Source organism: Paenarthrobacter sp. YIM B13468 (assembly GCF_042788025.1).
GTDB classification, from domain to species: domain Bacteria; phylum Actinomycetota; class Actinomycetes; order Actinomycetales; family Micrococcaceae; genus Arthrobacter; species Arthrobacter aromaticivorans.
This window is the reverse complement of sequence record NZ_JBHZPI010000009.1, coordinates 98,786-119,880: the sequence shown is the minus strand read 5'-3', so window position 1 is coordinate 119,880 and position 21,095 is coordinate 98,786. Positions and strand designations below refer to the sequence as shown.

At 61.7% G+C, this 21,095-nt stretch carries 15 protein-coding genes; 9 read left to right on the top strand and 6 right to left on the bottom strand.

The genetic code is table 11. The features are described 5' to 3' along the window. Positions 1 to 152: 152 nt before the first annotated feature. From ACFX4T_RS10730 to ACFX4T_RS10715, 4 genes are all read right to left on the bottom strand, one after another. Positions 153 to 1,472 carry an RNA polymerase sigma factor gene (locus ACFX4T_RS10730; RefSeq protein WP_216923043.1) on the bottom strand — a complete coding sequence of 440 codons (1,320 nt, stop codon included), beginning with the start codon at positions 1,470 to 1,472 and terminating at the stop codon, positions 153 to 155. 244 nt (positions 1,473 to 1,716) lie between these two features. Then, positions 1,717 to 2,985: a DUF4192 domain-containing protein gene (locus ACFX4T_RS10725; RefSeq protein WP_377651788.1), complete on the bottom strand. Its 1,269-nt coding sequence runs from the start codon at positions 2,983 to 2,985 to the stop codon at positions 1,717 to 1,719. A 119-nt stretch (positions 2,986 to 3,104) separates the two neighbouring features. Then, a complete protein-coding gene (locus ACFX4T_RS10720; protein WP_216923039.1) occupies positions 3,105 to 4,466 on the bottom strand; it encodes a nitrate/nitrite transporter in 1,362 nt (453 codons plus the stop codon). A gap of 35 nt (positions 4,467 to 4,501) precedes the next feature. Further along, entirely contained in the window at positions 4,502 to 5,440 is a 939-nt protein-coding gene (locus ACFX4T_RS10715; protein WP_216923036.1) for a proteasome assembly chaperone family protein, read from the bottom strand. Positions 5,441 to 5,775: 335 nt separating this feature from the next. Here ACFX4T_RS10715 and ACFX4T_RS10710 point away from each other — a divergent pair, with 335 nt between their 5' ends. From ACFX4T_RS10710 to ACFX4T_RS10690, 5 genes are all read left to right on the top strand, one after another. Further along, positions 5,776 to 7,299, top strand: a complete 1,524-nt coding sequence (locus ACFX4T_RS10710) for a leucyl aminopeptidase (protein ID WP_377651785.1) — start codon at positions 5,776 to 5,778, stop codon at positions 7,297 to 7,299. Between the two features lie 299 nt (positions 7,300 to 7,598). Next, a complete protein-coding gene (gene lpdA, locus ACFX4T_RS10705) occupies positions 7,599 to 8,981 on the top strand; it encodes a dihydrolipoyl dehydrogenase (protein ID WP_216923032.1) in 1,383 nt (460 codons plus the stop codon). A gap of 114 nt (positions 8,982 to 9,095) precedes the next feature. Further along, positions 9,096 to 10,850, top strand: a complete 1,755-nt coding sequence (gene sucB, locus ACFX4T_RS10700; protein WP_377651773.1) for a 2-oxoglutarate dehydrogenase, E2 component, dihydrolipoamide succinyltransferase — start codon at positions 9,096 to 9,098, stop codon at positions 10,848 to 10,850. Positions 10,851 to 11,037: 187 nt separating this feature from the next. Beyond that, positions 11,038 to 11,391, top strand: a complete 354-nt coding sequence (locus tag ACFX4T_RS10695) for a hypothetical protein (protein WP_216923028.1) — start codon at positions 11,038 to 11,040, stop codon at positions 11,389 to 11,391. 187 nt (positions 11,392 to 11,578) lie between these two features. Further along, a complete protein-coding gene (locus ACFX4T_RS10690; protein ID WP_216923026.1) occupies positions 11,579 to 12,007 on the top strand; it encodes an OsmC family protein in 429 nt (142 codons plus the stop codon). A gap of 137 nt (positions 12,008 to 12,144) precedes the next feature. Here the strand turns inward: ACFX4T_RS10690 and ACFX4T_RS10685 are convergent, their stop codons facing one another. Beyond that, the gene (locus ACFX4T_RS10685; RefSeq protein ID WP_377651771.1) at positions 12,145 to 15,654 is read right to left on the bottom strand and encodes a S41 family peptidase; all 3,510 of its coding nucleotides are present in this window, start codon (positions 15,652 to 15,654) and stop codon (positions 12,145 to 12,147) included. A 97-nt stretch (positions 15,655 to 15,751) separates the two neighbouring features. Here ACFX4T_RS10685 and ACFX4T_RS10680 point away from each other — a divergent pair, with 97 nt between their 5' ends. Then, entirely contained in the window at positions 15,752 to 16,651 is a 900-nt protein-coding gene (locus ACFX4T_RS10680; RefSeq protein ID WP_377651770.1) for a TIGR01777 family oxidoreductase, read from the top strand. Positions 16,652 to 16,708: 57 nt separating this feature from the next. Here the strand turns inward: ACFX4T_RS10680 and ACFX4T_RS10675 are convergent, their stop codons facing one another. After that, on the bottom strand, positions 16,709 to 18,313 hold the full coding sequence (locus tag ACFX4T_RS10675) for a serine/threonine-protein kinase (RefSeq protein ID WP_377651768.1): 1,605 nt from the start codon (positions 18,311 to 18,313) through the stop codon (positions 16,709 to 16,711). 150 nt (positions 18,314 to 18,463) lie between these two features. Here ACFX4T_RS10675 and lipB point away from each other — a divergent pair, with 150 nt between their 5' ends. The 3 genes from lipB (at position 18,464) to ACFX4T_RS10660 (ending at position 21,012) form a co-directional block, all read left to right on the top strand. Next, the gene (gene lipB, locus ACFX4T_RS10670) at positions 18,464 to 19,132 is read left to right on the top strand and encodes a lipoyl(octanoyl) transferase LipB (protein WP_216923018.1); all 669 of its coding nucleotides are present in this window, start codon (positions 18,464 to 18,466) and stop codon (positions 19,130 to 19,132) included. Next, on the top strand, positions 19,129 to 20,136 hold the full coding sequence (lipA, locus tag ACFX4T_RS10665; RefSeq protein WP_223948640.1) for a lipoyl synthase: 1,008 nt from the start codon (positions 19,129 to 19,131) through the stop codon (positions 20,134 to 20,136). The genes lipB and lipA overlap by 4 nt, the downstream gene beginning before the upstream one ends. Positions 20,137 to 20,250: 114 nt before the next feature. Next, positions 20,251 to 21,012 (top strand): DUF4191 domain-containing protein, encoded by a 762-nt coding sequence (locus ACFX4T_RS10660; protein ID WP_216923014.1) that lies wholly within the window; start codon positions 20,251 to 20,253, stop codon positions 21,010 to 21,012. Positions 21,013 to 21,095: the final 83 nt, after the last annotated feature.

Here is a 21,095-nt window from a genome sequence, read left to right as displayed (position 1 = left end):
TGGACACTCTCCTGCCACATCACTTCGAGCAAGAACAGGGCTCCTCCCATCCGGGAGGGGCCCTGTTTAGTTTGAAGCCAGGATGCCCCAAAAAAGGTAACGGCCCGATCGGATAGTCCGATCGGGCTGTTAACGTTTGTGAGTGGACCTCTTTAGTCCAGGTAGTCCCGAAGGACCTGCGAGCGGGACGGGTGCCGCAGCTTGGACATGGTCTTGGATTCGATCTGGCGGATGCGCTCACGCGTAACGCCGTAGACCTTGCCGATTTCGTCTAAAGTCTTAGGCTGGCCATCGGTCAAGCCAAAGCGCATTGCTACGACTCCGGCCTCACGCTCGGACAGTGTGTCCAGAACCGAGTGCAACTGCTCTTGGAGGAGCGTAAAGCTCACGGCATCAGCCGGAACAACAGCTTCAGAATCCTCGATGAGGTCACCGAACTCGGAGTCGCCATCCTCACCCAACGGCGTGTGGAGCGAAATCGGTTCACGGCCGTACTTCTGGACCTCCACGACCTTCTCAGGCGTCATGTCCAGTTCCAGCGCCAATTCTTCAGGCGTGGGTTCACGGCCCAGGTCCTGAAGCATCTGCCGCTGCACACGGGCGAGCTTGTTGATGACTTCCACCATGTGCACCGGGATGCGGATGGTGCGGGCTTGGTCAGCCATGGCGCGGGTGATGGCCTGGCGGATCCACCACGTGGCATACGTGGAGAATTTGAAGCCCTTGGTGTAGTCGAACTTCTCCACCGCGCGGATGAGGCCCAGGTTGCCTTCCTGGATGAGGTCCAGGAAGAGCATGCCACGGCCGGTGTAGCGCTTGGCCAAGGAAACAACGAGGCGAAGGTTGGCTTCGAGCAGGTGGTTCTTGGCCCGCTTGCCATCGTGGATAACGAATTCAAGTTCACGCTTGAGCTTCGGGTCCATGGAACCGTCGTCGGCGTTGATCTTCTCTTCAGCAAACAGGCCGGCTTCGATACGAAGCGCCAGATCGACTTCCTGTTCGGCGTTCAGCAAGGCGACCTTACCGATTTGCTTCAGGTAGTCCTTCACCGGGTCAGCCGTGGCACCGGCCGACATGACCTGCTGGACAGGGGCGTCGTCGTCATCGGCGTCCGAGTAGACGAATCCGGATCCGGAGGGCGCTGCCTTGTCTTTGCCGGTTACGGCGCCGTCCTCGACATCGTCGTCTCCGACTTCAACTTCCTCAGCTGCTGCGGGATCGAAATCCTCGTCCTCGACAGCCACTTCTTCGGTGTCGGCCTCGGGATCCGAAGACTTGTTCGCGGCTTCAGCCGCGGCCTTGGCGCCGGGCTTGGGTCCACGCTTCTTTGGTGCCGGCTTGTCAGAGGTGTCCTCTGAGGCCTTGGTGGCAACACGTGTCGCCGCACGCTTTGCCGAAGTGGCCGCCTTGTTTTCCTCAGCGGACAGTTCGGCCTGGGCGGCGGGTTCCTTCTCGACGGAAGACGGGGTCACAGAAAACCTTTCTAGCGGCGGTCTGTGGAATCACCATGCGGGCAACACCACTATGACCCTGTCAAGTCCGCGATCAATTTCAAATGCGATCGCCGTCTGCAGAGTCACTATGTACAACTGCCAACGACACCGTAATGTTCCCGGATTCCGGGCCCATTACGGGCATTCAAACGCGGACCCAACCGGGTCTCGGCATCCATTGTCTCACGGTTTTATGAATCCCACGCTTGATGAAGCGTAATGGCTATCGAAGAGATCCTTTATAGGTCCCCCAGGCGGACTCGGGACGACTTGCCCAGTCGCAGATGCTGCCGTGCCCCAGAATCTCGTCCAGCAATGCGGCGAGCCTGTAACCGGGGCTCGCCGAATTGGCATGCATAAGGCAAGCGTGTGCAGAGGACCCACTCCCCTTGCACCAGGCAATCCAGCCTTGCAAGGTCAATGCAGCTGCAGCAATTTCCCCCATTTCTCCTTGGACGTACAGGTACGACAAGACGGGCTGCAGGGCATCAAGCTGCCCCCAGTCGGGAATAGCTGGTTCAATGCCTAGAAGGATGTCTGCGTAGGCATAGATGCTGAGCATCCCGTTTGATTCAAGGGCCGCCGCAGCCCCTTCATGGGTGTCGGTTGGGGGCAATGCCAACTCTCCGGCGTCGAAGGGAAGTGGCTCAGAGCCATCATCGCTACTGCACAATCCGAACGCTGCTGCCCCTGCCCTAGCGGAACCGGTTCCAGCAGCCGCCATGATCATGACAGCGTCCCGCCATCCGGGCACAGCAAGGGTGGACCTGAGGAAGCCCGCGAGTTGCGGCGTGAGCAAATCTAAGGTCTCGCTGTTGGGACGGATGCGGGCGTTGTCCAGCACCTGACGCCACACCGCCAGTACGGCATCAAGGCACCTCCCACTGCGCCATGACGTTCGCATCCGTTGGGCAAAATCCGACTCGGCTTCCGACACTGCGGGATCGAGGGCACCCGGACGTCCCGGAACGGGTGAATTTTGCTTGCTCCTTGGAGAAGCTCCGATGGTACTGCCTCGATAGACCATCTCTGCGCTGAGCCGGCTGTTCCGGATCTGTTCTATCGGCAGGCCCGGCGCCGGGCAGCACTCCTGGTCGAAGCAGAATGCGCCGCGCCAATACTCAGGACCAACCAACCACGCATCCCGGACAGGCAAATCAGCGTGGCCAAGTGTTTCCTGAAGTTCAGCCAGCAGTGGGAGTGTTTGGGTGACAACCATGCCGTCCTCCCAACCGTCGCCGATGTAAAGGGCAAGCACCACGCCGTCGGCAAGGGTGTCCGCCGCTAAGTAATGAAGTACGTGCTCCGCAAAATCAGCAAGCATGCGGTTCGAAGCAGGGGCAGGCAGGTCGACGCGGAGAGCGGCTCCGAGCATTTTCCCCTGCATCGTGATGGCCACAAGGCTGTCCTCAGGCCAATAGCCCAACAAATGCGGGATGTAACCCAGGATGTCTTCTGGTTGATGAATGCTCAGCGTCTCTTTGGTGGTCATGCTTCAAGCTTGGGCAACGCCACTGGCTGAAAACAGAGACCATCACGCTTATGTGGATAAAGGTGGCCACATAAGGACTAACCACGAAAATGCCCTTACCCGGAGGTTGGTGCCTGCAGTTATTCCTTGCTTCCTTCATCAGACTGCGCACGTGCAGCACGCCGGCGCTCGATCCTTTCGCGGCGCTGCCGGGCCAAGGCTGCAGCCAACGGAGGCACGTGGACGCCCTGCTCGGCCATCTGTAACCGCACCTTCCGTCGGGTCAGCATGATAAGGACCGTCCCGATGCCCAGCAGGACAAACTGGACGCTGAGGGCTACACGGAACGGATCAAGGCCGTACAAGTCCCCGCCTGAGAATCCGCTCGCGTTCAGGACGTCCAGGACCAGGCCAATCAGGTAGATCGCCACCAAGGCAGCGATGAACCCGCCCACGTTGACGATGCCTGTCGCGGTACCAATACGGTGGGAAGGATTGAACGTCCGCGCGAAGTCGAAGCCAATCATGGAGCCCGGGCCGCCAACTGCCAACACCACCACCAGGATCACGAGGAGCCACAGTGGCGCCCGGTCAGGAAGGATGAGCACTGCCGCCCAAGCCAGCGCAGTAGACGCAGTGATCAGCAGGACCATGGCTGAGCGGCGCATTGGGTGTTTGGAGACGAACCGCCCAAATCCAGGCCCCGAGACGATTGCGGTTGCCACGAACAAGGCCATCAAAGCCGAGACCGTCCCCGCATCAAGCCCCTGGGCAGAGAGGAGGAACGGATAACCCCATGTCATTGCAAAGAGGTTGCCACTGAACTGGACGGTGAAATGGCTCCACAAGCCAAGCCGGGTGCCTGGCTGCTTCCAAGCGCGTGACAAGGAGACTCCGGTAGCCCGAAGTCCCTGCCCGGTCTCCCGCGGGGGATGCCCGGGAGGCTGGTCCCGCAACAGCACGAGGACCAGGACGACAGCCAGCACGGACATCGCCGCGAGTGACATGAAGGCGGGCGTCCAGCCGGCAGAGTGAAGGAGCAAGGCGAAAGGCACCACGCTGAAGAGTTGGCCCAACTGCCCGCACATTCCGGTCAGCTGGGTAACCACGGGGACCCTGGCCGGACTGAACCACAAGGGAACGAGCCGGATGACGGAGATGAATGTCATGGCGTCACCGGCTCCCACCAGGACACGCCCCAGTACCCCTCCAGGGATGCTATCGGCGAAGGCGAGCTGCAACTGCCCCAGTCCCATCAGGATGGCACCGCCGGCAATCATGACCCGCGATCCAAACCTGTCCACCAGGACGCCGACCGGGATTTGCAAGCCGGCGTAGACAAGCAACTGCAAGACGGTAAAAAAGGAGATGGCCGAAGCACTGGCATGGAAGCGTTCTGTTGCTTCCAAACCCGCGACACCAAATGAGGTTCGCTGTGCTACGGCCACCAGGTAGGCAAAGACGCCGATCGTCCAGATGAGCCAGGCGCGGGGAGCAGTCACTCCTCAATTATGCCCGCCAACGGTTCAAAGCTGATTTATTGAGGCGAGTCTTTACGCGCCAGATATGCCTCCACAGCCGCTCCGATGTCCTCGGCGTTGGGCAGTTCGTCGTTCTCATCGGCGAGCAACGAACGCCGGACGATGCCCTCGGATTTTTCGTCGTACCGGGCCTCCAGGTTGGCGACTACAGCCTGCACTTCCTCGGAGGCTTCAATCTGCTCCGCAATCTGCCGGCCTACTTCCCGGCCGGCTTCCCGAAGCCGGTCAGTGGGAAGCATTAGGGATGTGGCCGCGCCAAGGTACTCCAGCCCTGCCACCGCCGCTGGAGGATATTCGGCCTCAGCCAGATAGTGGGGCACGTGAATGACATAGCCAGCAACATGGCGTTCAGCCTCGGTGAGCCGGAGTTCAAGGATATGGCCAATGGCGGCGGGGACTTCGACCGTTGGCTTCCAGCTCGAGATACCTTCGATGAGCTCGGGCCGGTTGCCGTGAACGGTTACTCCCACCGGGCGCGTATGCGGTACGGGCATGGGAATGGAGTGAATCCAAGTCACCAGGTTGACGTCGAGTTTCTCCACGATTCCCACGACGGCACGGGAGAATCGCTCCCACTGCAAGTCGGGTTCGAAGCCGGCGAGCAGCAGGAAGGGCTGGCCCAGGCCGTCCGTGAGCTTGTAGAGCGCCAGCTTGGGTGCCTGATAGTCCTGCAAATGGTCTTCGACGAAGCTGATGTGGGGGCGCCGTGAGCGGTAGTCGATGAGCTGGTCGGCGTCGAACATGGCTACCACCTCAGCGTCGAGTTGGTCCAGGAGTTCCGCGTTGATCTGCCTGACTACATGACCGGCATCGGCAAAGCCCGTGAAACCCATGACCATATTCAGCCCCCGCAGTTCCGGGCTGTGGAAAATCTCGATGTTGCTCGCATAGAGCGCCTCGGGGTCCAGGAGGGAGCCGGATATCCGTTCAAACACGGCATGTTCCTTTCGCAGTGGCAAAGTTCGGTGCCCCCATGCACCCCTGGTCATGGCGTCGCTAACGCCATGATTGCGGTGTGGGGACTCTGTGTCTCTTTGTACAACGCTGCACGTCCAGTAGGCATTCCTGCCCTTGGTGTGCCGCAGCTCTCATTTAATTGCTGTCAGCAGCCTGCGAGAGACTACGATCGAAACGGGCCGACGTCCTTTTGCGACGCTGGGCCTGAAGACCAAGGCCGCCGTCGGAACAGGACGTCGGGCGCGTACCGGGGCAGGCCCGCCAAACATGCGGCCCCGCCATGCAATGCAGAGAGAAGTGAGGAAACATCCTCGTGGTCAAGACTACTGACATCATCCTCGGCGTCATCGCCAAGGACCTGAAAAAGTCACCCAGCGACGCACTTGTGATCGGAGTTGCCCAGGGCTCGGACGGACCAGTGCTGCTGGAAAACCCGCTGAGTGCCAAGGCCGCCGAATCCGTGGAGGGATCACTGAAGCTCCTTGGAGTCTCGGGTGCGCCCGACCAAGCGCACCGCCTTCCGGGTTTGCCGGAAACGGGCTCAGGGATCCTGGTCCTGACAGGCGTGGGCAAATTGTCCGAGGACGGCACCATCCCTGAAGAAGCGCTGCGCCGGGCAGCCGGGTCCGCTGTCAGGCAACTTGCCGGAGTCCCCTCAGTGACGTTGGCGTTCCCGACGACGTCCGTCACCGACGTCGCCGCAGTCGCCGAAGGTGCCGCCATGGGCGCCTATTCCTACACCGAACACCGTTCCAGCAAGGACGGGCTCAAGGATCCGGTTGCCAAGGTTCTGATCGTCACCGGCGTTGACGCCAAAGCTGCCCAACCTGCACTTGACCGGGCAACAGTCGTGGGCAGGGCCGTCAACGCAACGCGTACGCTTGTGAACCAGCCGCCCAGCCACTTGTACCCCGAGTCATTCGCCGAATCTGCCAAGGAACTCGCAAAGGGTCTTCCCGTAAAGGTGACGGTCTGGGACGAAAAGCGCCTGGAAAAGGAGGGCTTTGGCGGCATCCTCGGCGTTGGCAAGGGTTCAACCCGTCAGCCCCGCCTGGTCAAGGTCGAATATGCTCCGGCAAAGGCCACCCGGAAGATCGCGCTCGTTGGCAAGGGCATTACCTTCGACACCGGCGGTATCTCCATTAAGCCCGCCCTCGGCATGGGTGACATGAAGAGCGATATGGCGGGCGCCGCCGTCGTTCTTAATACTGTCCTTGCCATCGCCTCCCTCGGCCTGCCTATCAAGGCAACCGCTTGGCTTTGCATTGCGGAGAACATGCCGTCCGGCGCCGCCCAGCGACCCGCTGACGTCCTTACTGTCTATGGCGGAAAGACAGTCGAGGTCCTGAACACCGATGCCGAGGGCCGCCTGGTCATGGCCGATGGCTTGGTGGCCGCGAGCTTGGAAAAGCCGGACGCAATCATCGACGTCGCAACACTCACAGGTGCCCAGCTCATCGCACTCGGATTGCGCACGGCAGGAGTGATGGGTTCCGATTCGGTGACGACAGCGTTGAAGTCCGCCGCTGACAGGGCCGGCGAGCTTGTCTGGCCGATGCCGCTCCCTGAGGAACTGCGTCCCAGCTTGGACTCCCAGGTTGCGGACCTTGCCAACATTGGCGAGCGTAACGGCGGAATGATGACAGCCGCTGTCTTCCTGCGTGAATTCGTAGGCAAGAACGGCGACGGCCAGCAGATCCCCTGGGCCCACGTCGACATTGCCGGCCCATCGTTCAACAACGGCAGCCCCTACGGGTACACGCCGAAGCAAGGAACCGGATGCACAGTCCGTACCTTGGTGGCCTACGCAGAGGATCTGTTGGCAGCCTCCGCGTAAGTAACCCACTCCACCGCGGTTGGAACGGGCAGTGCGGGTAGAGCGGATGCGTCCGCGCTACCCGCACAACCCCGGAATTATGCGGTGTGTAGCGCTGTGTCACAAGTGAACGTGAGTCTGGACACAAGCGCTCCACAAACGCCCGTGGAGGGTGGAGCATGGGTAGGTGGTTCGCTAAGGTGAACTCGATAGTCACAAATGCAAGAGAACTTAGGTGCTGGCATAATCACGGCAGAACAAGTTCCAAAGACCCGATGACACGCAGTCCCGTGTCATCATTCACGCGAGGGAGCGTTTTAGTGGCCGATCAGGCAACTGCGCAAGAATTCGACATCCTGGTACTCGGTGGCGGCAGCGGCGGCTACGCCACCGCTTTGCGGGCCGTACAGCTTGGGTTCACCGTTGGCCTTGTGGAAAAGGCAAAGCTCGGCGGAACCTGCCTGCACAATGGCTGTATCCCCACCAAGGCACTCCTGCACTCGGCTGAACTGGCCGATCACGCACGCGATTCCGCCAAGTACGGCGTGAACGTCACGCTCGACGGCATCGACATGTCTGCCGTGAACGCGTACAAGGACGGCATTATTGCCGGCAAGTTCAAGGGCCTCCAGGGACTCATCAAGTCCAAGGGCATCACCGTCATCGAGGGTGAAGGCAAGCTTCAGGGCAACAACACCATCGTCGTGAACGGCACCGCGTACACGGGCAAGAACATTGTCCTGGCAACCGGTTCGTACTCGCGCTCCCTCCCGGGCCTGGAAATCGGCGGCAGGGTCATTACCTCTGACCAGGCCCTCACCATGGACTACATTCCCAAGAGTGCGATCGTCCTGGGTGGCGGCGTCATCGGCGTCGAATTCGCTTCCGTTTGGAAGTCCTTCGGCGTGGACGTCACCATCATCGAAGGCCTGCCCTCCCTGGTTCCCAACGAGGATGCCTCCATCGTCAAGAACCTGGAACGCGCCTTCAAGAAGCGCGGCATCAAGTTCACCACCGGCATCTTCTTCCAGGGCGTGGAACAGAACGACGACGGCGTCAAGGTCACCCTTGTGGACGGCCAGACTTTCGAAGCCGAGCTCCTGCTCGTGGCAGTCGGACGTGGTCCGGTCACTGCCAACCTCGGTTACGAAGAAGCAGGTCTCACCATCGACCGCGGCTTCGTTATTACCAACGAGCGCCTCCACACCGGTGTTGGCAACATCTATGCAGTCGGCGACATCGTCCCCGGCGTCCAGCTCGCACACCGCGGCTACCAGCAGGGCATCTTCGTGGCCGAGGAAATCGCCGGCCTGAACCCAGCGATCGTCGAAGACATCAACATCCCCAAGGTCACCTATTGCGAACCTGAAATCGCAACGGTCGGCTACACGGAAAAGGCCGCCAAGGAGAAGTTCGGCGACGACCAAGTACAGACCCAGGAATACAACCTTGCCGGCAACGGCAAGAGTTCCATCCTCGGTACCGGTGGCATCGTCAAGCTCGTTCGCCAAAAGGATGGCCCCGTCGTCGGCATCCACATGATCGGCTCCCGCATGGGTGAGCAGATCGGTGAAGCCCAGCTCATCGTGAACTGGGAAGCCTACCCCGAGGACGTGGCCCAGCTGGTCCACGCCCACCCCACCCAGAACGAAAGCCTGGGCGAAGCCCACCTCGCCCTCGCGGGCAAGCCGCTCCACGGCTAAGTCTTTACCCAAGACAAACGGATAGGGTGCATGCGGCGGAATCTGCCGCATGCACCCTGCCCGGACCAGCAGAATTCATCCGCACAAAAGATCAATAAGGAGAACGGGGACGACATGTCTGAATCCGTTAACTTGCCCGCCCTCGGTGAGAGTGTCACCGAAGGAACCGTCACCCGCTGGCTCAAGCAGGTTGGTGACCGGGTAGAGATCGACGAGCCGTTGCTCGAGGTTTCCACCGATAAAGTAGACACCGAAATCCCTTCTCCGATCGCTGGCGTCATCGAAGAAATCCTCGTCGCTGAAGACGAGACTGCAGAGGTTGGCGCCCCCTTGGTACGCATCGGCGACGGCTCCGGCTCTGCCGCACCGGCTGCTGAGGAAGCACCCGCCGCTCAGGAAGCACCCGCTGCTGCCGAGCCGGCTGCTCCCGCAGAAGAGGCTCCCGCTGCCCCGGCTGCTGAGGAACCCCAGGCTGAAGCTCCTGCCGCTTCCGGTGGCGAAGGCCACGAAGTAACCCTCCCCGCCTTGGGCGAGAGCGTTACCGAAGGCACGGTCACCCGCTGGCTCAAGGCTGTCGGTGACACCGTGGAGGTGGATGAGCCGCTTCTTGAGGTTTCCACAGACAAGGTCGATACCGAGATTCCTTCCCCGGTTGCAGGCACCCTGCAGGAAATCCGCGTCAACGAAGACGAAACCGCCGAAGTTGGATCGGTTCTGGCTGTTATCGGCTCCGGCGCGGCAGCCCCCGCCGCTGCTCCGGCTCCCGCGGCTCCTGCCGCTGAAGCTCCGGTCGCTCCTGCCGCTGAAGCTCCGGCCGCTCCTGCCGCTGCACCGGCACCTGCTGCAGCACCCGCTGCTGCAGCACCTGCCGCTGCACCGGCACCTGCTGCCGCACCGGCTCCCGCTGCTGCACCGGCAGAAGCCGGCTCGTCTTCCGAGTCCGGTTACGTCACTCCCCTGGTGCGCAAGCTGGCAAACCAGCAGGGCGTTGACATCGCATCTGTGTCCGGCACCGGCGTCGGTGGCCGCATCCGCAAGCAGGATGTCCTTGCCGCTGCCGAAGCCAAGCAAGCCGCAGCTGCGCCGGCCGCAGCGCCTGCTGCAGCTCCTGCCGCCAAGTCCGCAGCACCCGTTGTTGCTTCCTCCCTGCGAGGCACCACCGAAAAAGCTCCGCGTATCCGTCAGGTCATCGCACGACGCATGCGCGAGTCGCTGGAAGTCTCCACCCAGCTGACCCAGGTGCACGAGGTCGACATGACCAAGATCGCCAAGCTCCGCCTCAAGGCCAAGAACTCGTTCCAGGCCCAGAACGGCGTGAAGTTGACGTTCCTCCCGTTCATTGCCAAGGCTGTGGCGGAAGCACTGAAGCAGCACCCCAAGCTGAACGCTGCCTACGACGAATCCAAGCAGGAAATCACCTACCACAACGCCGAACACCTGGCGATTGCGGTAGACACCGACAAGGGCCTGCTGGTTCCGGTCATCTCCGACGCCGGAAACCTCAACCTCGCAGGCCTCGCCGGCAAGATCGCTGACGTCGCAGGACGCACCCGTGATGGAAAGATCGGCCCGGATGAGTTGTCCGGCGGTACGTTCAGCATCACCAACATCGGTTCTGTTGGCGCCTTGTTCGACACCCCGATCATCAACCAGCCGCAGGTCGGCATCCTGGGTACGGGCGCAATCGTCAAGCGCGCGGTCGTGGTGGACGACGAAAACGGCGACGATTCGATTGCCATCCGCTCCATGATGTACCTGTCCCTCACGTACGACCACCGTCTGGTGGACGGCGCGGACGCTGGCCGCTTCCTCCAGACCCTCAAGGCCCGCCTTGAGGAAGCTGCTTTCGAAGCAGATCTTGGTCTCTAAGCCCAAGCGTTAGCAGGGACCCTCCTCACCGAGGGCGCTCTGGTCAACCAGGCGGGGCAGGCTCCGGGGAAACCCGGTAGCCTGCCCCGCTTCGTTGTTGTCCCAGACCGTTTTGTCCGCCGCGCTGTTTGCCGGCCTAAGCGTGGCTTTGCTACGGGACGTAGAAGCAACTGGATAAGCTGGGGCCATGAGTATTCTCTTCAGCATCCTGGTGTTCTTGCACATCGTCGGCGCGGCCATGATTGTGGGCTACTGGATCGCCACCATCAAGACGCCTACCGTCCACCCCCGCCAGCGGGATGGCGCATTCCTTCAGCTGCTCACGGGCATTGCCATGATGGGCCTCCTGCCACTGATGCCGGATGCCCATCCCAACTACTTCAAGCTCGGTATAAAGTTCGCCATCGGCGTGGCTGTTGCTGTTCTGGCCGTCATCGGCTCCCGCAAGGTCAAGAAGGGCGAGCCAGTCTCCACCGGTCTCGCTCACGGCGTTGGCGGACTGGCCTTGGTGAACATCGCCATCGCAACACTCTGGAACTGAAAGTACGCGGAAGCAGCCCATCCGCCTTTGCCGGGCGGGTAGGCTGCTTCCTTCAAGGCAAGCCAGGGGTCACAATCCACTGACAGCGGAATGACAGTGCAGCGCAGCGCGCAAATCCATAGGATTGATCCCGGTGGCATCCGGCGATGGCTGGTTGCCGACGCACAAACGACCCCAAGGAGTGGACATGGCAGCAACACGCACCGCACACACGGTTTGGAACGGCAACCTGATCGAGGGCGCTGGCAACACGACGCTGGATAGCTCAGGCTTGGGCACCTTCGATGTCACTTGGAAGGCACGCACCGAGCAGTCCGGTGGCAAGACAAGCCCGGAAGAACTGATCGCTGCAGCGCACTCCGCGTGCTTCTCCATGGCCTTCAGCAACGAGCTTGCACAGGCGGGCTTTACCCCTGAAGAAATCCAGACCAAGGCCGACGTGACCTTCGTCCCCGGCACCGGTATCACTGGCAGCCACCTGACGATGACCGCCAGGATCCCCGGCATTTCCGAAGAGGATTTCCGCCGTATCTCCGAAGCGGCAAAGACCGGTTGCCCTGTTTCCGGCGCGCTGGCCAGCATCGACATCACGCTGGACGCAACGCTGGCCTCGTAGCGTCGGGCACCGCTTCACAGCACTAAGACAGCATCAAAGCAAAGGCCCCGCTGCCTCTCCCGTCAGGGAAGGCCGCGGGGCCTTTCGCTCGTTCCCAGCTCAGCGCACTGGAACTACGCAAAGTTGGCGCTGGGCTGCTAGCCCTGTTGCGGACGCGCGGGCAACGGCGCGGGCCGCACCTGGCGGTAGCCTTCACGCAACGGCGGGCGGTCCGTAGGTAGCTCCTGGATCATCTCCTTGAGGGCACCAATGCCATACTCGAGTTGCGGGTCGCTGCCTGCTGCATAGGCATGCGGGGGGAAGAGCACCTCGATATCCGGCTCCACGCCACGGTTTTCAACATCCCAGCCGATCCCACCGCCAAACCACGTGGCGTAGCGGGGCTGCGTCACCCCGGTACCGTCGGCCAGCGCAAAGCGGTTGTCAATCCCCACAACGCCACCCCAAGTCCTTACGCCAATGACCGGGCCAATGCCCCTCAGTTTGGATACTTGGGTGATGATGTCGCCATCTGATCCAGCAAATTCATCTGCCAGGATAATCACTGGACCCCGGGGAGCATGGTGCGGGTAAGTCCGCGGCTTCTCGCCACGCGGCATACTCCACCCAGTGACCTTCCTGCCAATAAGCTCGGCCACGAGCTGTGAAGTGTGGCCCCCACGGTTGCGCCGTACGTCTACGATCAACCCGTCCAAGGCGGTTTCCGTATCGAGGTCACGATGCAGCTGTGCCCAACCATTAGCCATCATGTCAGGGATATGCAGGTAGCCGAACTTACCGCCGGATGCCTCCCGTACTGTGCGCCGGTTGGCCCGCACCCAGTCCTGGTAGCGCAACCGCTCCTCGTCCCGGATGGGGACAACGGCAACGCGGCGCTGGGCACCCGCAGCTGCGCCATGTCCTGGGCCATTCAAGAGTGTCAATTCAACGGTTCGTCCCGCAGCACCCACCAATTGCATGGCAGGCGTCAGCGCCGCGGAAAGCTCGACGCCGTCAATCGCCAGGAGGACGTCGCCCACCTTGGCATCCGCGCCCGGACGCGTTAAGGGCGAGGTTGCAAGAGGATCGGAAGACTCGCCAGCCAGGATTCTGGTGATCTCCCAGCCTTTGCTGCCGAGCTGAAACTCAGCGCCAAGCCTGCCTTGACCATTGCGGCCAGGTTCAGTCACAGCTGCGGGCCGCACATAGGCATGCGAGGTTCCCAGTTCGCCGTGGATCTCCCACAACAGGTCCACGAGGTCGTCATGGGACCCCAACCGTTCCACGATCGGACGGTAGCGTTTGTAGACGGAATCCCAGTCCTGGCCAGCCATGTCCGGCGCCCAGAAGAAGTCCCTCTGCAAGCGCCATGCTTCATCAAAGGCCTGCCCCCAGGCAGCCACGGGATCCAGGATCACGCGGATCCTGTTGAGGTCCACTTTGACCAGTTCCCCGGATTCCTCGTCCACCTTGCGGTCTGACGGGACTGACATGATCTGCTTATCAAGGACATAGACAACCCTCTTGCGATCACCTGACAACCGGTAGCTGTCCACAGCAGCGACGAGGGTGGTTTCCTTGCGCTTGGCAAGGTCAAAGCGCACCAGGGCGGGGGCTGTCTTCTTATCCTGCAGAGTGCCCTTTCCTTCGCCGGTGACACCGGAAAGCTCAGTATCGAGCCACAGCAGCGCCCCGTCACCGGCAGCAAGTCCGGAGTAGTTTCCCTGTGGCACGGGAACAGTGATGACGCGGTGTGCAAGGCCTTCCGCGTCCACGCGCACAACTGGCGCGTCGCCGTCGTCGTGCTTTGCTGTTGTGGCCTGTGCGTCCTCAAGGGTGTCCACGGACGGCCCAAAAGGAGACGGCGTGTCAGCGGCAAGAGCCAGCAGGTACGGCTTGATGGGGCTTGGGAAGGAAAGGTCGAACGAATGGCCGTCATAGACTGGATCGAAGCTCCTGTTAGACAGGAACGCCAGGAACTTCCCGTCGGGGGTGAATCGGGGTGATTCATCGCAGAAGCGTCCGTCGGTGGCATCGATGATGCCGGTGTCGGATGCCGAAGGCCTTGCCAGGCGAAGTTTGCTTCGGGAACCGAAGGACGTCACCGGCTCGGACCAGGCCAGCCACTGCGAATCAGCAGACCACGACAATTGATCCACGCTGCCTTCGCCGATACTGACCAAACGAGTCAATGCCCCGGAGACAGTGTCAGCTACGAAAACGTCTCCAAAAGCCGTGCCGATGGCCAGCCAACGGCCATCGGGGCTGGCCTCCAGTGCGCTCGTCCTTGTTGGTGCAGGGAACTCCAGCCGGAGATCGTCCGCTTGGTCTTCCCGTGTGGCTGCGACCGGTACCGCCGTTTCCCCCACGGTGTCTGGTGAGGGGTCCGCATGGGCGGCTTCATCGGAGGGTTCGTCCGCCTGGCCCATATTCACCGATTGGTTGGCTGGCTGGTTTGCGGCGGAACCTTGCCCCAGGACGTTGGCTGCAGAGACCGGCTTAGGAAGACCGTCGGCATCACTTGAAACAACAGCGGGTTCCGCGGCCTTCGGCACCTCAACAACTCCGGACAAGCGCGCAGCGATGCGCTTGACGTACAAAGCCTCCACTCCCCCGTGGTCGGCCACGTAGGCGATCCGACCATCCGTCAACGGACGCGGAAGGCGGGCCCGGACGCCCGGTGTCGCTTCGACCACCCGCGATGGGCCGTCCTTATGGCGGAGCCAGTGGATGGTGCCATGTGCCTCTACCACGCTGGCTGTTCCTGCAACGTTTGGAAATACGTCGCCCAAATGCTCAGATGCTTTCAGTGGGGCGGGACGCCGCGCCGGGGATGCAGAACCGAGCGTGATCTCCAGCTTCACAGCTTCAGCATCGGCATCGAGTGAGGGCAGGATCCAGAGCTCACCGGCCGATTCGAAGATAATCCGCTGGCCGTCCGTGCTGGCGTGCCGAACATAGAAATCCTCATGGTCCGTGTGGCGGCGCAGTCCTGAACCATCGGGAAGAACGGAGTAGAGGTTTCCGTAGCCTTCGTGGTCTGAAAGGAAGGCGATGCGCCCCTTGACCCACAGCGGGTCAGTCAGGTTGCCCTCAATTTCGGGGATCAAGCGTTCGAACTCACCATTGCCGTCTGCGTCGATCCACAACTTTCCGGCGGTGCCACCCCGGTAGCGCTTCCACCAAGCCGGTTCCCGGGAAAGAACACTCGCCAGGACAACGGGCTTCTCGTCACCGATTTCTGGTCCGAAGGCAACGCCCTCCACCGGTCCGAAAGGAAGTTCGACGGCGGCACCTCCCTCCAGGGGAAGGCTATAGGCGTACGTGTGGCGGCTCTCGGATTGCTGGAACGCGCTGGTTACCAGGACGTTCCCAGCAGGCGTGAAACCCTTGACCCGGGTTGTGGTGTGTCCAAAGTAGCTCAGCTGCTTATAGCCGCCACCGTCGACGTCCGCGGTGACAACCTCCGGTGAGGTGCCAACAACAGCAGTCCACACGAGCCGTTTGCCATCGGGAGTGAATCGTGGGTTCCTTGCCGGCATTTGCTGGGACGAAACACGCCAGGCCCGGCCGCCTGAGACGGGGGCGATCCAGATGTCGTCTTCGGCCACGAACGTGACCAATTCGCCATGCACATGCGGGAAACGGAGGTAGCTGGAGGAGGTCATTGTTCGATCATAGTCAAGAGGCACGGTGTCAAGAGGCACCCGCCCCGCGCTTCGCACGCTGTTTCTGACTCATGCGTGGGTCGTGATGAGATGAGTCATGCGAATCGTAATGTCCGGAGCCTCAGGGATGATCGGGACGGCATTGTCGGAGCACTTGAAAAGTGCAGGTGACGACGTCATCCGGCTGGTGCGGCGGCCTGCAAAGACTGACGACGAAAGGACATGGGATCCAGCCGCGGGAGACTTGGACGAGGCTGTCCTGGAAGGCGCGGACGCTGTGGTGAACTTGTCCGGCGCCGGCATAGGCGACCGTCCCTGGACAAGGCGCAGAATTACTGTCATTCGTGACTCGCGCCTTCAGACCACCCGGACGCTGACTGCGGCCATGCGTCGCCTTGGTCAGCCTAAGTTGTCCTTCGTCAGCCAGTCCGCGTCCGGCTACTACGGCGCCTCCCGGCAAGGCCTCCTCCGCGAGGACTCGGGTCCAGGTGCGGGAGTGCTGGGACCGCTATGCGTCGAATGGGAGCAAACTGCCAGGACCGCTCCATCCAGCGTGCGGGTGGTGACACCCCGGACCGGAGTTGTCCTCAGCACTTCCGGCGGTGCGCTCGGACCGTTGCTTCCGCTGCTCAAGGGTGGGCTGGGTGGACCCTTCGGAAATGGGCGGCAATTCTGGCCGTGGATCACCCTTGCCGACGAAGCCGCTGCCCTGGCCTTCCTCCTCAAGTCCGATCTGGAAGGTGCGGTCAATGTATGCGCCCCGGAAAGCGCAGACGTCAGCACGATCGTCGAGCGGCTTGCGAAAGCGTTCCACCGCCCAGCCTTCGTACGAATCCCACGGCCCGCCCTTCGACTTGTCCTTGGCCAGCTTGCTGACGAACTGGTCCTGGCGAACCAAAGAATGGAGCCGGCAAAGCTTGCCGCCGCTGGATTTCACTGGCAACACCCCGGGCTCGATGAAGCCATGGAGTGGCTGACGGGCAGCCCTTCCAGCTGAACGTTCCGAACCCCCAGAGGGCCACACCCACGTCAAGGAACGTCTCTGACATGACCCCTAACCGGAACCGAGAATCTCCGAGATGCTCCACTGCCCTGCCAACCTGACAAGGACGAGACGCAACTGTTGGGCCTCCCCGGCGGGCTGGGACTTCACCAAACGATCCGACCGGTCGCGCTCCTCGTAGCCGGAGGTCGTTGCAGTCAGGGCAACGACGGCGCGATCAACCTCGTGGGGGCCCAGCACCGATACACTGCTCAAGCTGGTGGTGAGTCCGGCAAAGTGAATACCCTCAGCCCCTAACTGCTGCTTCAACGTCTCATCCGCCGCTTGGGCAGGTGAGCCTGCTGCGTTGACGTTTGCAAGCAATTCAAGACGATCCAGCCCCAGCGCCATATCGCGCACCGCCGATAACGCGTGCACGGCGATTATCGGATCCTCAGAGCGGAGCGCCTCCAAGTGCGTGTCCGGAATGGGCTGGTCGGCTTGGGGAGCTTGGATCGCTGTCCCGGGACTTACTACGGACGTCGAACCCGATGCGGGCTCTTGGACTCCCAGGCAGAAGGCCCACCCAACCGCACCAACCGACGCTCCCGCAGCCACCAGCAAGCCGACCCCTATGGCTATACGTGGCCCTCGCTGCGGTTTCCTTTTTCGCGTTCGCCGTTCGGGACGCGGAGTCATTACTGTCCGCAAGGGACGGAGCCGCAACACAGCCGAAGTCAATGGACTCCTGCGCTGAGGTCGTCCCCCGGCCTGCCGCCGCGTAAGCAGCTCCGGAATCACCGAGGAATGGACGCACCCAGCCAAATCCACAGGCTGTGCCGCAGCGCTGCGATAAACAGCTGTTCCCAGCTCCCGGGCGGTGGGACGCGCCCGGGGATCAGGATCCAGTCCCGCTTCAAGGGCAGCCGCGAGCCCTTTGGGGACATCGGGGACCAAGAGAGGCAGTGGTGGACGGTGCTTGGCGATCTCCGGCGCCACGCCCGTCAAGCAATACCACCCAAGCGCCGCCAGCGAATAGACGTCCCGTTCCGGCTGCAAGGCTTCTCTGGCTCCATCACCAGGCCCGCCCTGGGCGGAAACAGAAGTATCAACAAAGCCGTCGGTGCCGACGTCGAGGCTTTGATTCTCCTCCCCCACAACGCCAGCCACGCCAAGATCCGTCACCAGGGGCTTACCTTGTGCCGTAAACAGCACGTTGCCTGGGGAAATATCCCCATGGGCCGTTCCCTGGGCATGCAGGTAAGCCAAGACCTGGGCAACAGGGGTCAGTACCGTCACAGTTTCCCCGACGCTCAGCTGACGTCGCGCCTTCACCAGGTTCGCAAGGGAACCTCCTGGCGCGAAATCCATCACCAAGCCCAAACTGCCCCGTGCTTCGCCGCCCAGCTCCACCACATCATGAATCCGGATGAGGTGTTCGTGCCTAAGCGCCGACAGGATCCGAACCTCACGGAGGGCAGTTTCACGATTGGCTCCCCGCTGGCTGCGCTGATCCCCCTGGAGCGCGCCTGTGACGCATTTGATGGCGAACCGGGCATGGTCCTTGTCCCTGCTGGCGAGCCAGACCGTCGAGGACCCACCACTGCCCAGTGGGCGTGATGGCGTGTATCCCGGTATGTGCGGGACCGACGTGGCAGGAGCATCCGTAGTTTCCATATCCAAGGTCTACCGGATGATCCGATTTCCCGCAGAAGTTATCCACAGGCAGCTCCGGGTTGCGGGGCAGGAAAGCTACGCCGACGGATGCGACTGAGAGGTTCACCACAAAATCATGGTGAGTGACCTGCTGGGTCTAAGCTTGAACCCATGACTCTTGAGTTTTCACAACTGGGTCTTGCCCCGGATTTCGTTGATTATGTGCAGGGCTGGGACCTACAGCGCGAGATCCACAACAAAGTTGTTGCCGGCGAGAAGAACAGCACCGTCCTCCTCCTTGAGCACTCCGCCGTCTACACGGCTGGCAAGCTCACCGAAGACCACGAACGGCCCTTTGACGGCACCCCTGTGGTCGCCGTGGATCGTGGCGGCAAGTTAACGTGGCACGGCCCGGGACAACTCATCGCCTATCCGATCCTCAAGCTCAAGAACCGCGCGGGAATCCGGGACTACGTCGAGCGGCTCGAAGCAACCATGATCGCCGTCATGACGGACTATGGAATCCCGGCAGTCACCGTGAAGGGCCGGGCAGGCGTATGGATCCTCGCCGATGACAAGGGTCCGGACCGGAAGATTGCCGCGATCGGCATCCGCGTCCTTGACGGTGTCACCATGCATGGTGTCGCCATCAACTGCAGCAATGACCTCGCGCCGTACGCGCAGATTATCGCGTGCGGAATCACCGACGCCAGCGTCACCACCATGTCGCTGGAGACTGGCCGGACCATCAACCCGGCAGACATCGTTGACCGCTTCGTGGAAGAGTTCCGCAAGCATGAAGAAGCACTCGTTTCCACCCCAGAAGGAGCACTCCAGTGACCCTGGCACCTGAAGGCCGTAAGTTGCTGCGCGTTGAGCAGCGTAACTCGGCTGTCCCGGTTGAACGCAAGCCCGAGTGGATCAAGGCCAAGGTCCAGATGGGGCCGGAGTTCGTCGGGTTGAAGAACCTGGTGAAGAAGGAAGGCCTGCACACGGTCTGTGAAGAGGCCGGCTGTCCGAACATTTTCGAGTGCTGGGAAGACAAGGAAGCGACGTTCCTGATCGGCGGGTCCGAATGCACCCGGCGCTGTGATTTCTGCCAGATCGATACCGGCAAACCCTCCCCGGTGGACATGTTCGAACCCACCAAGGTGGCCAGGTCCGTGCAGGCCATGCAGCTGCGCTACGCCACGGTCACCGGGGTGGCCCGTGACGACCTGGCCGATGAAGGTGTCTGGCTGTACGCCGAAACGGTCCGTAAGATCCACGAACTGAACCCCGGCACCGGGGTGGAACTGTTGATCCCGGACTTCTCCGGCAAACCCGAACACATCGCCGCGATCTGCGATTCCCGGCCCGAGGTGTTCGCGCACAACGTCGAGACCGTGCCCAGGATCTTCAAGCGGATCCGACCGGCGTTCCGGTACGAACGCTCCCTGGATGTCATCACCCAGGGCCGGGACCTGGGCATGGTGACCAAGTCCAACCTGATCCTGGGCATGGGCGAAACCCGCGAGGAAATCTCCGAAGCCCTGCGGGACCTGCACGCGGCAGGGTGTGATTTGATCACGATCACCCAGTACCTGCGCCCCTCCGAACGGCACCTTCCGGTGGACCGCTGGGTCAAGCCCCAGGAATTCGTGGACCTGCAGCACGAGGCCGAGGAAATCGGATTCCTCGGTGTCATGTCCGGGCCCCTGGTGCGCTCCTCGTACCGGGCGGGGCGTTTGTGGGCCACCGCGATGCGCAAGAAGGGCTGGGAAATCCCCGCCGCCCTGGCCCACATCGAGTCCTCCGGCACCACCCGCCAGGAAGCCTCCACCATCCTCGCCGCCCACGCCTGAACCCAGGTCGGCAAACACTTCACCAGCAACACCATGAAGCAGTACCGAAAGGGCCGGATGCCAAGCGTAATGGCGTCCGGTCCTTCGACGTACATCACGTAGAATTAAGGCACTATGGCGAATTCCTCTGATTCCAGCAAATCGACCCCCTCGGCCGACGCCCCCAAGCGTGGGCTGTTCCAGCGCAAGCCCAAGGAAGCCAAGGCCAAGAAGCCGAGCCAGCTGAAGCAGATCGCTGAAGTCTTCAAGATGACGCGGCGCAATGATCCCCAGGTCGTGTGGATCATGCTGCTGGCATTCCTGGCGGTAGTTGCCGTGGCCTTCCTTATCGGCTACCTCTTGGAAAACTGGGTTACCGGTCTCATCATCGGTATTCCGCTGGGTCTCCTGGCCGCCGTCTTCATCCTCTCCCGTCGCGCAGAGAAGGCTGCCTTCGCACAGATCGAGAACCAGCCTGGTGCATCCGGCGCGGCCCTGGGTACCCTACGTCGCGGCTGGGTCACCCAGGATCAGCCTGTAGCGGTTAACCCGCGCACCCAGGACGCCGTGTTCATGGCAATTGGTCGTCCCGGCGTCGTTTTGGTCAGCGAAGGTCCCACGCATCGTGTCAAACCGTTGGTGGAAGCCGAGCGCAAGCGCCTCTCGCGCATCCTGCCCAACGTCACCATCCACGTCCTCGAATCCGGTCGCGGCGAGGGCCAGGTGCCATTGAACAAACTCGCCAAGACCATGGGCAAGATGAAGAACGAACTCACCAAGGTGGAGGTCAACGCTGTTTCCAAGCGCATCAACTCCCTTGGTACCCGCCTGCCGATCCCCAAGGGCATTGACCCCTATAAGGCGCGTCCGGACCGCAAGGCTGCACGCGGACGCTGATTGTCCCTAGGCGCTTGAATGCACCAACGAAAAACCGCCCCTCTCTCGAAGGAGACGGGGCGGTTTTTTATTGGTGTTTGCTA

What these genes read in the sequence shown, in the direction of transcription:
- ACFX4T_RS10675 (WP_377651768.1), bottom strand. Translation starts at nt 18,313, where the DNA reads ATGGAAACTACGGATGCTCCTGCCACGTCGGTCCCGCACATACCGGGA.
- ACFX4T_RS10660 (WP_216923014.1), top strand. Translation starts at nt 20,251, where the DNA reads ATGGCGAATTCCTCTGATTCCAGCAAATCGACCCCCTCGGCCGACGCC.
- ACFX4T_RS10690 (WP_216923026.1), top strand. Translation starts at nt 11,579, where the DNA reads ATGGCAGCAACACGCACCGCACACACGGTTTGGAACGGCAACCTGATC.
- ACFX4T_RS10725 (WP_377651788.1), bottom strand. Translation starts at nt 2,985, where the DNA reads ATGACCACCAAAGAGACGCTGAGCATTCATCAACCAGAAGACATCCTG.
- sucB (WP_377651773.1), top strand. Translation starts at nt 9,096, where the DNA reads ATGTCTGAATCCGTTAACTTGCCCGCCCTCGGTGAGAGTGTCACCGAA.
- lipB (WP_216923018.1), top strand. Translation starts at nt 18,464, where the DNA reads ATGACTCTTGAGTTTTCACAACTGGGTCTTGCCCCGGATTTCGTTGAT.
- ACFX4T_RS10695 (WP_216923028.1), top strand. Translation starts at nt 11,038, where the DNA reads ATGAGTATTCTCTTCAGCATCCTGGTGTTCTTGCACATCGTCGGCGCG.
- ACFX4T_RS10680 (WP_377651770.1), top strand. Translation starts at nt 15,752, where the DNA reads ATGCGAATCGTAATGTCCGGAGCCTCAGGGATGATCGGGACGGCATTG.
- ACFX4T_RS10685 (WP_377651771.1), bottom strand. Translation starts at nt 15,654, where the DNA reads ATGACCTCCTCCAGCTACCTCCGTTTCCCGCATGTGCATGGCGAATTG.